This is a genomic window from Mesorhizobium sp. B2-3-11 (assembly GCF_006442215.1).
GTDB lineage: Bacteria > Pseudomonadota > Alphaproteobacteria > Rhizobiales > Rhizobiaceae > Mesorhizobium > Mesorhizobium salmacidum.
This window is the reverse complement of sequence record NZ_VFVS01000006.1, coordinates 31,835-48,742: the sequence shown is the minus strand read 5'-3', so window position 1 is coordinate 48,742 and position 16,908 is coordinate 31,835. Positions and strand designations below refer to the sequence as shown.

Genomic DNA, 16,908 nt, shown 5'->3' with positions numbered 1-16,908 from the left:
GCCAAAGGTTGGTAGAGTCCGGAGCACACCGATGACTTTGGAACTGAGTGCGCTGGACAAATCCATGCTCGGCAGTGAGCAAGGCCCTTCCGTCGTCGCCGCCATGAAGATCCTCATCGCCTTTTCCAAAGCCATCGGCGCCGGCAGCCTGCTCGACATCACCGGTGCCCATATCGATGGCTGCCTCTACCACGGCAAGGCAGGACTCGATTTCGTCGAACGGCTGGTCGAGGGCGGCGGCCGTGTGCGTGTCCCGACGACGCTGAATGTCGGCTCGTTCGACCTTATCCATCCCGGCATGGTGAAGATGACCGTCGCGGAAGAAGTGCCGGCGCGGCGGTTGATGAAGGCGCATCTGGAGCTTGGCTGCCAGGCGACCTTCACCTGCGCGCCTTATCAGACCCGCTTCCGGCCTGAATTCGGCCAGCAGATCGCCTGGGGGGAATCCAACGCCATTGTCTTCGCCAATTCGGTGATCGGCGCGCGCACCAATCGCTATGGCGATTTCATCGATCTGTGCTGCGCCATGACCGGGCGCGCACCGGCCTGGGGCCTGCATCTGAGCGAGAACCGGCGCGGCCGTATCCTGTTCGAACTCGACGCCGGTTCAGAGCCGAGCGACAGTCTGTTTGTCGGCGTCGGACTAATTATCGGGCAAGCCTGTGGCGACCGCGTTCCGGTGATCGCGGGCCTGCCGAAGCCGCGTGACGAGGATCAGCTGAAAGCGCTTGGTGCCGCGGCGGCAACAACTGGCGCGGTGGCGCTGTTCCATGCCGTTGGCATCACGCCGGAGGCCGGAACCGTCGACGAGGCCTTTCAAGGCACGGTGCCCGAGGAGATTGTCCACATCAACCGTGCCGACATCGACCATGCGTTGTCCAGGCTGTCGATGGTGCCCGATGGCGCGCCGCTCCGCGCCGTGTCGCTGGGCACGCCGCATTTCTCGCATGACGAATGGATGCGCTTGCTGCCGCTGCTGCGTGCGGTCGCGCCTGACAGGGGCATTCCGATCTATGTCAACACGGGCCGCGCGACGCTGAGCCGGCTGCGGGAGGAAGGGTCGCTCGACGGCATGGAGGCGTTCGGCCTGATCCCGGTCGCCGACACCTGCACCTACGTCACCTCGATCTTCGAGCGGCTCGACGGCGTGGTGATGACCAATTCCGGCAAATGGGCGCATTACGCGCCGGGCAATATCGGTGTGACCGTCGCCTTCGCCGATATGAAGGACTGCATCCAGTCCGCCGCAGCCGGCCATGTCGTGCGGGGTGTGTCATGACGCAGCCGATTGAAGTGAAGGTGGTTGAAAGAGCAGGGACATTCCAGCTGACCGGCGCCGCCGAGGGGGAGGCTTTGGTGTTTTCGCAGCCGCTCAGCTTCTGGGGCGGCATCGATGCCGAGACCGGCAATATCGTAGATCGTTCGCATCCGGGCCTTGGCCAGAATGTCGCTGGCAGGATCCTCATCATGCCAAGCGGTCGGGGATCGTCATCCTCATCCTCGGTCTTGGCCGAGGCGATCCGCAGAGGCACGGCGCCCGCGGGTATTTTGTTGGAGCGGCCGGACCCGATCCTGGCCGTCGGCGCCATCGTCGCCGAGTTCCTCTACGGGATCAGCATGCCGCTGGTGGTCTGCGGGGTTGCGGAGATCGTTTCCGGTGATCGGATCTTCATCGGTGCTGGTGAGGATGGTGGGGCGATCATTCGCAAGGTCTAGGAACCTGCATTCCCGATGAAGGTTGGCGCGAACGTTGCGGGTGAAAGTCGCCGCTTCGAGAGCCGTTTTTCCTTCCCAAATCTCATTTCTTCCAAGACCGCCTTCTCTCGAATAACGTGCCGGCTTGGCCCGAAACATTGGCACGATATTCTAAGCTGCCCGGTTGACCGTAAATGTCCAGGTATCGAGGCGGCGGCGGCTCGGCCTGTGCAAGCCGGCCGCGAAGGTGGCAATCACCTTCTATTCCTCGGTGTTCTTTCTCCTCGTCAATACGATCGACGCCATTGTCGAGACGGATTCGACGGCGGCCAAGCTGGTCGATACCGGCGAGGCCCGCGTCCTTTTCGACACCGGCACACATCCGGAATGGAACGTGCCCAACGTCATATCCTCAACGGCGCCTTCGCCGCCAATCATCCCGACCTCGTCAAGCGGCTGCTGAAAGTCGATATCGAGATTTCGCGATGGGCCGACGCTCATCCCGACGAGACGATCAAAACCTTTGTGGAGGCGACCAAGTCGTCGGAAAAATCCGTACGCAAGACCTATGCCGGTGGGGTGTTTCACCAGGATCCAAAACTCACCGACGACGCGATCGAAGCTCTGAAGGGCGAGGAAAAATTCATGGCAAGTGCCGGGCTTTTGAAAGGCTCGATCGACTACGGCAAATGGGTCGACAAAAGCTTTGTCAATGCCGCGGAGGCGGAAGTCGCTGTCGTTCAGTAGACCGAAGCGTCGAGCCGCGCGGCGCCCTAAAATAGGCCCGCTCGTCTGGATCGGTCAAATCTCCGGGATGTTCTCCTTGAAGATTACTTGCAGCCTCGGCTGGTGCAGCTCATAGGGTAGGCCCCTGACCGCATGGGTCAGGATGTTGAGCGCCTCGCGGGCCTCGACGCGCGGATTCTGGTCGATGACCGCGTCGAGCGTGCCGTCGAGCAGCAGTTCCTTGGTGCCGTCCGTCGCCTCGTGGCCGAGGAAAACCATGGATTGCGCACGGCCGCGCTCCTTGAGCGCGCGCGCGATGCCGGTGTTGCCGGCGCCGACATTGTAGATCGCGGCAAGGTCGGGATGCCGTTCCAGAAGGGCCGACGCCTCCGAATAGGCTTTTTCGCGATCGTCGAGCATTTCGCGCATCTCGACGATCTCGAGATTGGGCGATTCCTCTGTCAATATGTGCCGGAAGCCCATCTCTCGTTCCTCATGGCCGCGATAGGAGAGCGAGCCGGCGAACAGCGCCACCTTGCCGGGGCGCCCAGAACCCATGAAACGGTTGAGCAGATAGCCGGCCAGCCGCCCGGCGGCGCGGTTGTCGATGCCGATATAGGCGACCCTCGGCACATGCAGAATGTCTGAGGCGATGGTCACCACCTTGACGTCGTTGGCCGACAGCGAGCGGATCGCTTCACGCACCGTCGGATGGTCGAGTGCGATGACGCCGACGCCTTGCGTCTGGCCGCGCAGATCCTGCAGCAGGCGGGCGAGCCGGTCGGGATTGAAGCCCTCTATGGTGGCGATATGGACGTCGAGATCGGGGCGCGCCAGGGCCTGCGCCTCGATGTGGTGGTGCAGCATCTTGATGAAGGAATTGGTGCCCGCCGGGAGCGCGAAGTCGAGCCGGATGATCTCGCCGGGCATGGGTCGCAGCGACGCTCCGTTTGGGCTCTCGGCGATGTAGCCGAGGCGCTGCGCCATTTCGAGCACGACCTCGCGCGTGCGAGCCCGCACGCCGGGGCGGTTGTTGAGCACGCGGTCAACGGTGGCGGCGGAGACGCCGGCTTCCCGGGCTATGTCAGTCAGGGTGGAACGCACCGTCTTTCATCTCCTAATGCATCAAGATCAAGCAATGCCGGCTGCAGGCCTGATGACGTCAGCCGCCTCGTTATCCGTGATTCTGATGGGAAATGATGTATCCGGCCTTAGCCGATGCGCAAGCCGTTGGGCTAAAATCGAGTCGCCCGGCACGATCATGCAGGGAAAGGAAACACATTTCCCATCAGATCGAGGCATCTGGAGAGGTATAGGAATCCCGGTATGGTGCATTTCTCTGCTTCGTTGCCATGTTGTGAGGTATTTTGATTATTTATGATGTTGACAGCCTTCCGATAGTGCCGTCAATATCCCTCATGGGCTCGTGGAGGAAACATTGGGCCTGAGGGAGGAATTCCAATGTCTGATCTGATCCGCATCTCGCGGCGCCGGTTGCTGGCGTCCGGAGGAAAGGCGGCGGTATTCGTAGCCGCTGCAGGTATTGCACCCCAATTCATCCGTCCCGGCCGCGCTTATGCTGCCGATGCCCTGGCGCCCGGCATGATCGGTGGGCCGACCGGCTTCGACGGCGCCGAGCGCTACCAGTATGGCGTCGACACGCCTGAGGGTCGCGCCGTCGAGGCCGCCAAGGCGCTGAAGGGCGCCGGCAAGGCGCCGGCCAAGATCGTGCTTGGCCTGTCGGACGGCTCGATCGGCCAGCTCACCCAGCCTTTCCCTGCCGGCGCGCCGTCGATCAAGGAGCTCTGGGAAAAGGAAACCGGCATCCCGATCGAGATCGTCGGCCTGCCGAATGGTCAGGAATTCACCAAGACCATGCAGGACATCTCCACCAAGGGTGGGGCCTACGATATCTATTCGACCGAGTGGAACCGCCTTGGCGATCTCGCCGAGACCGGCGGCATCGCCAAGCTCGACGATTTCGTCGCCCAGTACAAACCCGAATGGGACGATCCCAAGACAGGCTATGTCGACGGCGCCAAGGGCGTGTCGCTGCTCAACAAATATCGCGGCTCGAACTATGGCGTGTCGCTGGACGGCGACTTCCAGACCTGGGTCTACCGCACCGATCTGTTCGGCGACGAAGCCGAGAAGAAGGCCTTCAAGGACAAATACGGCTATGATCTGGCGCCGCCGAAAACCTGGAAGCAGCACGGCGATATCGCTGCCTTCTTCCAGCGCCCGGACAAGGGCCTGTTCGGATCCACCGACCTGCGCAACCAGGGCTGGGGCTACACCAACTGGTACCAGCGCTATGTCTCGATGGCCTCGCCCAACCAGTTCCTGTTCGGCGACGACGGCAAGCCGCTGATAAATTCCGAACACGGCATCGCCGCCACCAACGAATATGTTGAATCGCTTGCCCATCATTCGCCGGACGCCATTTCATGGGGCTGGCCCGAGCAATACGGCAATTTCGCCAAGGGCGGTACGGCGATGACCTGCGCCTTCTCCAACCTGCCGAAATTCCTAGATAATGCCGGCAACAAGGACTCCAAGGTCACCGGCAAGATCGGCTCGATGCTGCCGCCCGGCCGCGAGATCGACGGCAAGCTGATCAGCCGCTCCGTGCTCTGGTTCTCACTGACCGGCATGGTCTCGTCGCAGTCGAAAAACCAGGAAGTCGCCTATCTCCTGCTGCAATGGCTGGGTTCGGCCCGCATCTATGCCTGGATGAGCGCCAACCCCGGCGGCTATCTCGATCCGTTCCGGCTTTCGGACTTTTCCGATCCGCTGGTGCGCCAGACCTATCATGCATACCACATGGACGTGGTGCGCGAGACGGTCGCCCGCACGGTGCCAACCATCAACTATCCGGGCGCCACCGCCTTCCACAACGCGCTGGATGAAAACCTCATGGCCTCGCTGACCAAAGCCAAGACGTCGGAGCAGGCGATGGCCGACACGGAAGCCGAGTGGAAGAAGATCGCGCGGCGCATCGGCGAAGACAAATTGCTCGAAGCCATCAGGACCAACAAGGAGGCTTGGCCGACCGTTCTCGATCCGATCAGCTGATCCGTCGCCCTGGATCAGAGACGGAGGGGAGGGGCGAAAGTTCTTCCCCTCCGCAACCGACGCCACCAGCAAAGCAGCCAGATGAAGCGTTCCGTCCCCTTCGAGATATTCCGCTATGCCGCGATCCTCGCGGCGATGGCTGTCACGCTGGTGCCCATCTTGTGGATGGTCTCCATGGCCTTCAAGCCGATCGCCGAGTGGTCGGCGACCGGTGCCGACCTGACATGGTGGCCGAAGAACCCGACGCTCAGCAACTTCCAGTTCGTATTCGGCGAGTCCACCAATAATCTAATCGTCGCGCTCGACCGCACCGCGCTGAAGCCGATCCTGTCGTCGCTTCTGTCGGCGGTGTTCGGCACCGCGATCGCCATGTCAGCCGGCACCACCGCCGCCTACGGCCTGTCGCGCTTCGGCTCCGGCCAGAACCTGCCGTTGGCGCTGATTCAGCTCAGGCTGTTTCCGCCGATGGCCGTGATGATCCCTGTCATGATCATGTGGGCATTCCTCAACTTCACCGACAGCTGGTGGGGGCTAGCGCTGATCTACGGCATCGTCACCTTGCCGTTCGCCTTCTGGCTGATGAAGACCTTCTTCGACGACATGCCGCGCGAGATCGAGGAGGCCGCCCTTGTCGAGGGCTGCTCGCGGCTGCGCGTCTTCACCCGCATCACGCTGCCGATGATGCGCGCGCCGCTGGCGAGCGCTGCCCTCTTCGTCTTCATCCTCAACTGGTCGGACTATCTGATCGCGTTGCTGCTCACGACGCGCGAATGGGTGACGATCCCGGTCTACATGGCCTCGCTGTCGTCCTCGATGACCGGCCAGCTCTACGGCGCCAAGGCGGCGCTTGGGCTCGTTGCCGCCGTGCCGCCGGTCATCATGGGCATCACCATCCAGCGCCATCTGGTGCGCGGGCTGACTTTCGGAGCGCTCAAGCAATGAGCGCCGTGACCGTAACGATTTCGGAGGACGAGATGAGCGCCGCGCGCGGCAGGCCAGCCCTGCGCGACGAGGGCACGCGGTTGGGCTTTCGGCTGACCTTGCCGGCGCAGATCCTGGTGCTGTTCATCTCGGCCTTTCCGCTCTTGATGCAGCTCTACATCAGCGTCACCGACTGGTCGCCGCTTTCGGGCCTCGGCTGGTGGAACGCCTGGGAGATGTGGAACAGCTTTGCCAACTACACCGATCTCGCCGCCGACGCACGGTTCTGGAGCGCGCTGAAGCGCACGGCCATTGTCATGATCGTCTGCGTGCCGGCGGAATTCCTGTTGGGCCTCGCGCTGGCGACGCTGTTCGCCGACGATTTTCCCGGCAAGCGCATCTTCTATTCGATCCTGCTGATGCCGATGATGGTGGTGCCGGCGGTGGCCGGCTATATGTTCTTCATGCTGTTCCAGTCGGGCGGCCCGGTGAACGACATCCTGTCGGTCATATCCGGCACACGCGTCACCATCGCCTGGCTGTCGGACCCGACCCTGGCGCTGATCGCGGTGATGATCGCCGACATCTGGCAGTGGACGCCGCTGATGTTTTTGATCCTGCTTGCCGGCCTGGTCGGCGTGCCGGAGGACCAGATCAAGGCGGCGACCTTGCTCGGCGCCAATCCCTGGCAGCGCTTTATCACCATCGTGCTGCCGAAAATGAAGACGATCATCATCATCGCGCTGGCGATAAGAGTGATCGAGAACTTCAAGATCTTCGACACACTCTACATCATGACCGGCGGCGGGCCCGGTGTCGCCACCGAGACGATCTCCGTCTATATCTACAAGGTCACCACGCAGGACCTGATCTGGGGCTATGTGGCGGCGATCGCGCTGGCCATTCTGGTCGTGCTCTCCATCGTCGCCGTGTTCGCCATGAAGCGCATGGCGCGGGCAAGGCAGGTGCCGGCATGAGCACGATCCAGCTCAAGCACCTCACCAAGATATTCGGCAACTTCGCGGCGCTGAAGACGATGGACCTCGACATCGCAGACGGCGAGTTCATGGCGCTGCTCGGGCCGTCCGGCTGCGGCAAGTCGACGACGATGAACATGATCGCCGGCATGGAGGAGCCGACCAGCGGCAAGATCCTGTTTGGCGAACGCGACATGGCCGGCGTGCCGATGGGCCGGCGCGGCGTCGGTTTCGTGTTCCAGAACTATGCCATCTTCACCCACATGACAGTGCGCCAGAATCTTGCCTACGGACCGAGGATGCGCGGTGCCGCCAAGGCCGAGATCGACCGCCGCGTCGGCGCGATCGCCGAGCTGCTGCAATTGACGCCGCTGCTCGACCGCAGGGCCGACCGGCTCTCGGTCAACATATTGCAGCGCGTGGCGATCGGCCGGTCGGCGATCATGGAGCCGGCGATCTTCCTGCTCGACGAGCCGCTGTCCAATGTCGACGCGGCCTTCCGCGCGGTCATGCGCACCGAGCTGAAACAGCTGCAGCGCCAGTTCAGGCAGACCATGGTCTACGTCACCCACGACCAGCTCGAAGCCATGACCATGGCCGACCGCATCGCCGTCATGGATCACGGCGTGCTGCAGCAGGTCGGCACGCCGCTCGAGGTCTACAACAATCCGGCCAATGTCTTCGTCGCCCGTTTCATCGGCGCGCCGGGCATGAACCTGCTCAAGGGCAGGCCGGCGGAGAGTGACCGGGGTCCGGTCGTCGATCTCGGGCCTCTGGGTGTCACACCGCCGGTGCCGGACGAACTGGCGGCCAGCTTGCGCGGCGCACGCGGCGAGGTTCTCTACGGCTTCCGGCCGGAAGAGGTGACCCTGGCGCAAGACGGGCGCGGGCTGGCCATGCATGTCACCTTCGTCGAGCGCATCGGCGCGCGCACCATCGTTCATCTCGGCCAGGGCGAGGGCGCCGTGAAAGCGGTGTTCGACAATGATGTCGGGTTGTCGATCGGGCAAACCGCAGTCGTCGCGCCCACGGCGTCATCGGTGCGCGTCTTCGACGCCGCCAGCGGCGTAGCGATGAGGGCGGGCTGAACCATGGCCGATATCGTCTTCCGCAATGTCACCAAACGCTACGGCACGACGCTTGCCGTCGATGACGCCTCGTTTACCGTCAACGACAACGAGTTCTTCTGCTTCTTCGGGCCGCCGCTGTCGGGCAAGTCGACAATCCTGCGCCTGGTGCTCGGGCTGGAAACGCCGGATGCCGGCGAAATCCTCATCGGCGGCAAGCCGGTCAACGCGGTGTCGCCGGCCGAGCGCAACGTCGCCATGGTGTTCCAGAACCTGGCGCTGTTCCCGCATATGAGCGCGCTCGACAATGTCCGCTTCCCGCTGGTCGAGCGCCGGGTCGCCGAGCTCGATATCAAGAAGCGCGTCGCTGACGTCGCGGCCAAGCTGCATATCAGCCATATCCTGCACAAGCCGCCGGCGCAGCTTTCGGGCGGCGAGCGGCAGCGCGTGGCGATCGCGCGTGCGCTGATGCGCGATCCCAATGCCTATCTGATGGACGATCCGATCTCGGCGCTCGACGCAAGGTTGCGCGAGGAAACGCGCGTCGAGCTGAAGCGCATCCAGCGCGAGCTCGGCAAGACGCTGATCTATGTCACCCACGACCAGGAAGAGGCGATGTCGATCGCCGACCGCATCGCCATCCTGGACAATGGCCGTATCAGGCAGATCGGCGCGCCGGCCGAGATCTATGACCGCCCGGCCAGCACTTATGTGGCGCGGCTGCTCGGTTCGCCTGTCATGAATATCCTTAAATCCGTTCGCGGCGAGGGCAGTGTCGAGGCCGCCGAAGGCGCGCTCAGCATCGCTGACCGCGCGGCGCCGGCCGACGCCGTTGAGATCGGGCTGAGGCCGGAGGATATTAAGGTCAAACCTTGGAGCGGCAATGAGAAGGCGAGCTCGGGTCGCCCGGCGCGGGTGTTCGAGGTCGAGCCGCTTGGCGGCTACACCGTGGTGACGCTCGCCGCCGGGCAGGCGCGGCTGAAGGCCTTGCTGCGCGGCCAGCCTGACATCAGGCCTGACGCGATGGTGGCAATATCCTGCGAGCCGGCACGGGTGCATTATTTCGGACAGGGCGGAGGCGCGTTGGCAAGATGAATGCGGCGCGAGGACAGGATTTCGGGAGGAAGGCATGACAGACAAGGGCTTCGAGCCGGATGTGAAGGTCCGCACGAAGGAATACCGGATCGGCTGCGTCGGCGCCGGCATGATCATGGCCGAGTGCCATTTGGCTGCCTACGAGGAGGCAGGATTCCTGGTGGTGGCGATCGCCTCGCGCACCAAGGCGAATGCGCAAAAGGTCGCCGACCGTTGGAACATCCCGACGGTCCACGACACACCGGAACAGCTGATCGAGGATGCAAATGTCGAGATCATTGACCTCGCCTTTCCGCCCGACCAGCAGCCGGCGCTGATCCGCCAGGCGCTGAAGCAGAGCCACATCAAGGGGATCCTGGCACAGAAGCCTCTGGCGCTGTCGGTCGAGGAAGCCGTCAGGCTGCGCGACGAGGCGGCGAAGGCCGGCAAGATCCTCTCGGTCAACCAGAACATGCGCTACGACCAGTCGATGCGCGTGTTGAAGCAGATCATCGAGAGCGGCGCGCTCGGCGACATCGTCTTCGCGCAGATCGACATGCATGCCATCCCGCACTGGCAGACCTTCCTTCAGGGCTATGACCGGCTGACACTCGCCAATATGAGCGTGCATCACCTCGACGTGCTGCGCTTCCTGTTCGGCGATCCCGACGAGATCACGACGCTGACGCGCAAGGATCCGCGAACGACATTCGACCATTCCGACGGCATCACCGTCTCGACCCTGCGCTTCCCGTCCGGCGTGCTCGCCGTATCGCTGGAGGACGTATGGTCGGGTCCGCGCCAGGACGGCTACAAGGACGATCAGCACATCAACTGGCGGGTCGACGGCACCAAGGGCGTTGCCAAGGGCACGATCGGCTGGCCGACGGGTGCTGCCTCGACACTGACTTACGCCTCGGCCGAGACGACCGGCGGCGAATGGATCAGCCCAAGCTGGGAGACGATGTGGTTCCCGCATGCCTTCATCGGCGTGATGGAGCAGTTGCAGCACGCCGTGAAGACCGGCACGCCGCCGGCGCTCACCGTCGCCGACAACGTCAAGACCATGGCGCTGGTCGAGGCGGGCTACCGCTCGATCGCGTCGGGCCGCACCGTCAAGCTCTCCGAAATCTCGACAAACTCAATCAGCTGAAATCACTGGCAGCTGAAATCACCGGCAGCTGAAATCACCGGCAGCTGAAATCACTGGCAACTGAATCGCTTACTGGGAGGAATTCACATCATGATGCAGGCAGGCATTTTCACGGGCTATTTCCCGTACGGTCTCGAAGAGACGGCGAAGAAAATCCGCGGGCTCGGTTTCAACACGGTGCAGCTCGACCTGCATTTCAGGGATGTCGACCTGTCGGCCGGCCAGATCACCAAGGACAAGGCCAAGCAGGTGCGCGACGTCTTCCGTGACCACAACCTGCCGGTCTGCTGCGTGTCGGGCTACACCAACATCATTCATCCCGACAAGGCCGAGCGTGAGAAGCGCGTCGGTTATCTCAAGGAGATCATCCGCAATGCGCGCGCGTTTGGCTCGCCTTACGTGATTTCGGAAACCGGCACCTACAACACGGAATCCGACTGGGTGCATCACCCCAAGAACAAGACCGAGGAAGGGTTCGAGGAGTGCCGCAAGGTGATCGCGGACCTCGCCCAGACGGCCTATGACCACGGTGCGGTGTTCCTGCTCGAAACCTATGTCAACAACGTCGTCGGCTCGGTCGAGGAGACGGTGAAGATGTTCGCGCAGGTCGACCATCCCGGCCTCGGCCTTCTAATGGACCCGACCAATTATTTCGAGACCCACAACATCGACCGGATGGATCAGATCCTGAACCAGGTGTTCGACACGCTGACCGACAAGATCAAGATCGCGCACGCCAAGGACGTCAAGCGCTCGGGCGACGACAAGTCGGAGAAGCATGCCGATATCGGCGACGCAGACGCGATGGAGAGCCACACCTTCCGCGGCGTTGGCGAGATCGAACTGCCGGCGCCCGGCCTCGGTTCGCTGAACTACGACCTCTATCTCCAGCGGCTGGCCGAGAAGCATCCGAACATCCCTGTGATCATCGAGCATCTGTCGGAGGACGACGTACCGCGCGCCAAGACATTCCTCGACGGGAAATTCCGCGCCAACGGTCTGTGATGGCCGGCCGCGCCGCCCGATGCATGGCGGCGCGGCTTCAAACAAGGGAGGAAAGAATGTTGAAATTCGCATTGAAATTGGCGGCCGCCGCGACAGTGCTCGCCGGCGTTGCCCTTGGCACGGCGGCGCAGGCGCAGGACGGCCAGAAGACCTTCTATCTCTTGTCGCATGGCGGTCCGTCGGATGCGTTCTGGATCGACTGGAACGCCGGCGCGACCAAGGCCCGCGACCAACTCAAGGTGACCTGCAAGATCTCCTTCAGCGGCGGCGACATGGCGGCGCAAAAGGAGGCCTTCAACTCGGCGCTTGCCGCCAAGCCCGACGGCATCGCCACGACGTCGGCGCAGCCCGGCCTTTGGACCGAAGAGGTGAAAGCGGCAAAGGCGGCCGGCATCCCGATCGTGTTCTTCAACACCGACGATCCAGCGACAGGACGCCAGGCCTATGTCGGGGCCGACCTCAGGGAAGCCGGCGTCACCTGGGCCAAATATCTGGTGGACCAAAAGATGGTGAAGCAGGGCGACAAGGTCTTCCTGCCGGTCGAGGTTCCCGGCGCCAGCTACCAGCAACTCGAGACCGAGGGCATCGCCAGTGTTTTCGATCCGTTGGGGATCAAATATGACGTGGTTGACTGCGGCACCGATCCGGCTGGCATCATCGCCAAGATGACCGACTACATGGTCGCCAACAATCCGCCGGCGATCATCGCGCTCGGCGATTCCGTGGCGGCCAGCGTCAAGCGCGTCTTCGATGGCGCCGGTGTGCCGGCAGGCAAGATCCCGGTCGTCGGCTGGGGCAATTCCAAGGAGACGGCGCAGGCCGTCAAGGACGGCTTCGTCAACGCCGCCGCCTGGCAGTACCCGTCGGCGCAAGGTTTCATGCCGGTGGCGCTGCTCGGGCTTGCCGCCTCTGGCGAGCCGATCGGCTACGACGTCCACACTTTCGGTCTCTACGATGCCTCCAGCGTCGAGCCGATCCTGAAACTCTACGACAAGAAATGAGAAAACCAGCGCCCGCTGCCAAGGCGGCGGGCGTCTTTCAAGCATGGTCCAAGCAGTCATGACAATTGCCGCAGAAGACGACGCGCCGAGAGTGAAGGGCAGATCGCGCCTGATGCGCTCGCCGCAATTCTCCTCCTTCGTCATCCTCATCATTTTGCTGGCGGTGTTCGCTGTCGCCGACGCCAATTTCCTGTCGCCGCTCAACATCTCCAACATGATGGCATTCCTGCCCGAGCTCGGGATCATCGCGCTCGGCATGACACTGCTTTTGACGGCAGGCGAATTCGATCTTTCGGTAGGCGCTGTGTTTGGACTGGCGCCAGTGGTGGTGATGCTGCTGGTGCAGAATGGCGGCGTGGATATAGGTGTCGCGCTTCTGGCCGGACTAGTGCTGTGCATCTCGATCGGCGCGATCAACGGGCTGATCATCACCAAGATCGGCATTTCCTCCTTCCTGGTGACGCTGTCGATGCTGCTCGTCGTGCGCGGGGCAGCGCTCTACATCACGCAAGGCTTTCCGCTGAAATCCTGGGACCAGCCGGGCTTCTTCGTGACGCTGCTCGCCGGCAGCTTCAACATCGGTTCGTTCCGCTTCTATACCTCGCTGTGGTGGTTCATCGGCCTGTCGCTGTTTGCCATCTACGTCCTGCGTTACGCCAAGCTCGGCAACTGGATCAGCGCCATCGGTTCTAATCGCAACGCGGCGGTGGCGCGCGGCGTTCCCGCCGACACCGTGAAGATCTGGCTGTTCATCGCAACCTCGGTGCTGGCCGGCCTTGCCGGCATGATCAGCGCCTTCCGCATCTCGGCCGCCTCGCCGGTGGCCGGCACCGGCTATGAGCTGGAGGTGATCGCTATGGTGGTGGTCGGCGGCACGGCGCTGACCGGCGGACGCGGCACGATCCTCGGCACAATCGTCGGCGCGCTGATGCTGCGTGCCATCCGAAACGGCATCGTGCTGATTGGCGTGCCGGGGCTCGCCTACAACATCTTCGTCGGCCTTATCATCCTTGCCATGCTCATCCTGCACGCTTTGCTGCAGAAGAACGCCGCAAGGGGCTGACGATGATGCAAGAAGTACTTCGGCTGCAGAACCTGCAAAAGTCCTTCGGTAGCGTGCGGGCGCTGAAGAATGCCTCGCTGACACTGCGGGAAGGCGAGGTGGTGGCGCTGCTTGGCGACAATGGCGCGGGCAAATCGACGCTGATCAAGGCGATCTCGGGCGTGTTCCCTGTCGACCGGGGCGATATCTTTGTGCGTGGCGAGAAGGTCTCGATCCGCTCGACGCGCGATGCGATGGATCTCGGCATCGAGACCATCCACCAGGACACGTCGCTGGCGCCGGACCTCAGCATCGCGCGCAATCTTTTCCTCGGCCGCGAGCCGGTCAATTTCGGTTGGCTCGGCGTGTTCGCGCCGCTCGATCTTGCAAGGTTGCGCAAGGCCGCTTCCGAATTGCTGAAACGCGTTGGCATTTCCAAAAGGCTCGACGCCGACGCGCTGATCTCGACGTTGTCGGGCGGCGAGCGGCAGTCGATCGCCATCTCGCGCGCCATGCAGTTTGCCGCCAAGGTCATCATCCTCGACGAGCCGACCAACAATCTCGGTGTCGAGGAAACCCACGGCGTGCTGCGTTTCGTCAAGGAGGTGCGCGACGCCGGCCATTCGGTGCTGCTCATCACCCACAACATCCACCATGTCTTCCAGGTCGCCGACCGCATCGTCGTCATGCGGCGGGGCGAGATCGTCGCCGAACAGACGGTCGCCGACACCGATCTTCTGACCGTGGAGAGCATCATCACCGGCGCCGACATGTCGGCCTTGCTCAGGGAGGCGAGGGCAAAGTGAAGGGCGTCGCATGGTAGAGCTTTACGGCAAGACGCTGTCGCGCCGGCAAGTGGCCGAGCGATCAGGCATGCTGTCGCAATTCGCCGGCGTGCGGCTGATGACGCTCGGCGACGGTGTGGAGCGCGGCATCCGCATGCTCGAATTCCGCACCGGCTCGGGCCTGCGCTTCACCGCGCTGGTCGACCGGGCGCTCGACATCGCCGATTGCGACTATAGGGGGCAGGCGATCGGCTGGCATTCGCCGAGCGGTTTTCGCAATCCCGGCCTGCATGAGTATGAAGGGGAAGGGGGGTTGGCCTGGGCGCGCTCTTTCTCCGGCCTGCTGGTCACCTGTGGCCTCGATCATATTCTGGCCCGCGAAGACGTGCCGGCCGACAGCTACAACTACCCGGGCAAGAAGACGGTGCTCCATTCGCTGCATGGCCGTGTCGGTACGATCCCGGCGCGGCTCACCGGCTATGGCGAGCGTTGGGACGGCGACCGCTGCGTGCTGTGGGCCGAAGGCCTCGTCCAGCAGTCGGCGGTGTTCGGCGAGGATCTGCATCTCGTCCGGCGCATCGAGGCCGATGTCGGCGGCAACGAAATCCGGCTTTCCGACCGTGTCGTCAATCACGGCTTCAACCGCACGCCGCATATGTATTTCTACCACGTCAATGTCAGCCATCCCTTGCTGGATGAGGGCTCCCGCTATCTGGCACCGATCCGCGACGTCGTCTGGGCCGGCCATGCCGGCGAGCGCTACGAGGCGCAGAGGGTCGGCTATCGCACGGTGCCGGCGCCGCAACCAAGCTTCAGCGAACAGGTCTGGCAGCATGAGATGGCTGCCGATGCCCATGGCGAGGTGCCGGTGGCCGTCGTCAACGACCGTATTGGGCTCGGTCTCGAACTGGTGACGCGCAAGGACCAGTTGCCGTGTGCCTATCAGTGGCAGAATTTCCAGGCCGGGCAGTACGCGTTGGGCATAGAGCCATCGACCCACCACGTGCTCGGTGATCTCGCCGCCCGCGAGCGCGGCGAGATGATCTGGCTGGAGCATGGCGAAAACCGGGCGTACGACGCGGTGATCCGGGTTCTCGATGGCGCCGGTGAGATCGCAGCGGCCGAAGCCAGGATCGCGGCTATCGCCCGACAGCCCGCGCAGGATTATCCTCACCCTTCCGGAAACTTTCCAAAACTGGCCGGCAGGACATGAGTGCGACATTTATCCAAAGCAAGCCCTCCGGCCGGCGGACCGGATTGCCAGCGGTGCGCGACGGTTGGAGGTCAGTGTGACGACGATGGCAAAAAAGCGCGACTACAGCCTTGTCGGCGAAAGCACCAGGGCGGCGATCGAGACCGGGCTTGCCTCGGCCGAATGGTACCACACCGACGTCCCGCGCAAGGCGATGAAGGAACTGATGCAGCGTTCCGACGGGCCGGCGATCCGCGACACCATCATCTGGATTGTCGCGATCGTCGGTTCGGCCGCCGGTATCGTCTGGTTCTGGGGTTCGTGGTGGATGGCGCCGTTCCTGTTCGTCTACGGCGTGCTCTACGGCTCGTCGAGCGACTCGCGCTGGCACGAATGCGGCCATGGCACGGCCTTCCGTACGCGCTGGATGAGCGATGTCGTCTACCACATCGCCTCGTTCATGCTGATGCGCAATCCCGTGCAATGGCGCTGGAGCCATGCCCGCCATCACACCGACACCATCATCGTCGGCCGCGATGCCGAGATCGCCGTCATGCGTCCGCCGGATCTGTTGAAGGCTGCGCTTGCCTTCACCGGCATTCTCGATTTCCGCTATTCGCTGCCGACGCTGGTGCGCCAGGCATTCGGCACGCTGTCGGACGAGGAGAAGAGCTATATCCCCGAGATGGAACAGCATAAGGCCGTGGTCGCCGCCCGCTGGCACGTCGCGATCTATGTGGCGACAATCGCCCTGGCGATCGCGCTGAGGTCATGGATACCGCTGGTGCTGATCGGTCTGCCGCGCCTCTACGGCACCTGGCACATGGTGACGACCGGCCTGCTGCAGCATATCGGCTTGGCCGACAATGTCGTCGACCATCGGCTCAACACGCGCACCGTCTACATGAACCCGATCAGCCGGTTCATCTACTGGAACATGAACTATCATGTGGAACACCACATGTTCCCGATGGTGCCCTATCATGCGCTGCCCAGGCTGCACGAACTGATCAAGCATGATCTGCCCGCGCCCAATCCCTCGATGTGGCATGCCTATCGCGAGGTCTGGCCGGTCCTGCTCAGGCAGCTGAAATACGAGGATTACTACCTCAAGCGCGAATTGCCGCCGACAGCGAGGCCCTATCGCAGCGAATTCCACGAGGTCGATATGTCGGCGGCGGCCGAATAGCGATCG

General features: G+C 63.0%; 16 protein-coding genes. 15 read left to right on the top strand and 1 reads right to left on the bottom strand.

The annotated features are described in order from the left end of the window. The first annotated feature begins 31 nt into the window (after positions 1-31). Genes FJ960_RS10360 through FJ960_RS29810 form a run of 3 tightly spaced genes read left to right on the top strand, consistent with a single transcriptional unit; the run spans position 32 to position 2,442 of the window. On the top strand, positions 32-1,279 hold the full coding sequence (locus tag FJ960_RS10360; RefSeq protein WP_140713675.1) for an aconitase X: 1,248 nt from the start codon (positions 32-34) through the stop codon (positions 1,277-1,279). Next, positions 1,276-1,716, top strand: a complete 441-nt coding sequence (locus FJ960_RS10355) for a DUF126 domain-containing protein (protein ID WP_140713673.1) — start codon at positions 1,276-1,278, stop codon at positions 1,714-1,716. The genes FJ960_RS10360 and FJ960_RS10355 overlap by 4 nt, the downstream gene beginning before the upstream one ends. A gap of 15 nt (positions 1,717-1,731) precedes the next feature. After that, positions 1,732-2,442: a hypothetical protein gene (locus FJ960_RS29810; RefSeq protein WP_246672697.1), complete on the top strand. Its 711-nt coding sequence runs from the start codon at positions 1,732-1,734 to the stop codon at positions 2,440-2,442. A 54-nt stretch (positions 2,443-2,496) separates the two neighbouring features. Here the strand turns inward: FJ960_RS29810 and FJ960_RS10345 are convergent, their stop codons facing one another. Next, positions 2,497-3,525: a LacI family DNA-binding transcriptional regulator gene (locus FJ960_RS10345; protein ID WP_140502273.1), complete on the bottom strand. Its 1,029-nt coding sequence runs from the start codon at positions 3,523-3,525 to the stop codon at positions 2,497-2,499. A gap of 357 nt (positions 3,526-3,882) precedes the next feature. Here FJ960_RS10345 and FJ960_RS10340 point away from each other — a divergent pair, with 357 nt between their 5' ends. From FJ960_RS10340 to FJ960_RS10285, 12 genes are all read left to right on the top strand, one after another. Next, on the top strand, positions 3,883-5,496 hold the full coding sequence (locus FJ960_RS10340) for an extracellular solute-binding protein (protein ID WP_140713671.1): 1,614 nt from the start codon (positions 3,883-3,885) through the stop codon (positions 5,494-5,496). Between the two features lie 81 nt (positions 5,497-5,577). Beyond that, the gene (locus FJ960_RS10335; protein WP_140713669.1) at positions 5,578-6,438 is read left to right on the top strand and encodes a carbohydrate ABC transporter permease; all 861 of its coding nucleotides are present in this window, start codon (positions 5,578-5,580) and stop codon (positions 6,436-6,438) included. Then, positions 6,435-7,394 carry a sugar ABC transporter permease gene (locus tag FJ960_RS10330; RefSeq protein WP_140713666.1) on the top strand — a complete coding sequence of 320 codons (960 nt, stop codon included), beginning with the start codon at positions 6,435-6,437 and terminating at the stop codon, positions 7,392-7,394. Before FJ960_RS10335 ends, FJ960_RS10330 begins: the two co-directional genes overlap by 4 nt. Further along, positions 7,391-8,482 (top strand): ABC transporter ATP-binding protein, encoded by a 1,092-nt coding sequence (locus FJ960_RS10325; RefSeq protein ID WP_140713664.1) that lies wholly within the window; start codon positions 7,391-7,393, stop codon positions 8,480-8,482. Before FJ960_RS10330 ends, FJ960_RS10325 begins: the two co-directional genes overlap by 4 nt. Before the next feature lie 3 nt (positions 8,483-8,485). After that, positions 8,486-9,556: an ABC transporter ATP-binding protein gene (locus tag FJ960_RS10320; RefSeq protein WP_140713662.1), complete on the top strand. Its 1,071-nt coding sequence runs from the start codon at positions 8,486-8,488 to the stop codon at positions 9,554-9,556. A gap of 34 nt (positions 9,557-9,590) precedes the next feature. After that, positions 9,591-10,688 (top strand): Gfo/Idh/MocA family oxidoreductase, encoded by a 1,098-nt coding sequence (locus tag FJ960_RS10315; protein WP_140713660.1) that lies wholly within the window; start codon positions 9,591-9,593, stop codon positions 10,686-10,688. A 90-nt stretch (positions 10,689-10,778) separates the two neighbouring features. Then, positions 10,779-11,693, top strand: coding sequence for a sugar phosphate isomerase/epimerase (locus FJ960_RS10310; RefSeq protein ID WP_140713658.1), 915 nt, complete (start codon positions 10,779-10,781; stop codon positions 11,691-11,693). Positions 11,694-11,749: 56 nt separating this feature from the next. After that, on the top strand, positions 11,750-12,694 hold the full coding sequence (locus FJ960_RS10305) for a substrate-binding domain-containing protein (RefSeq protein ID WP_140713656.1): 945 nt from the start codon (positions 11,750-11,752) through the stop codon (positions 12,692-12,694). 58 nt (positions 12,695-12,752) lie between these two features. Then, positions 12,753-13,757: an ABC transporter permease gene (locus FJ960_RS10300; protein ID WP_246672696.1), complete on the top strand. Its 1,005-nt coding sequence runs from the start codon at positions 12,753-12,755 to the stop codon at positions 13,755-13,757. A 2-nt stretch (positions 13,758-13,759) separates the two neighbouring features. After that, positions 13,760-14,542 (top strand): ATP-binding cassette domain-containing protein, encoded by a 783-nt coding sequence (locus FJ960_RS10295; protein WP_140713652.1) that lies wholly within the window; start codon positions 13,760-13,762, stop codon positions 14,540-14,542. Between the two features lie 10 nt (positions 14,543-14,552). Beyond that, the gene (locus tag FJ960_RS10290; RefSeq protein WP_140713650.1) at positions 14,553-15,734 is read left to right on the top strand and encodes an aldose 1-epimerase family protein; all 1,182 of its coding nucleotides are present in this window, start codon (positions 14,553-14,555) and stop codon (positions 15,732-15,734) included. A gap of 85 nt (positions 15,735-15,819) precedes the next feature. Beyond that, positions 15,820-16,902 (top strand): fatty acid desaturase family protein, encoded by a 1,083-nt coding sequence (locus tag FJ960_RS10285; RefSeq protein WP_140713972.1) that lies wholly within the window; start codon positions 15,820-15,822, stop codon positions 16,900-16,902. Positions 16,903-16,908: the final 6 nt, after the last annotated feature.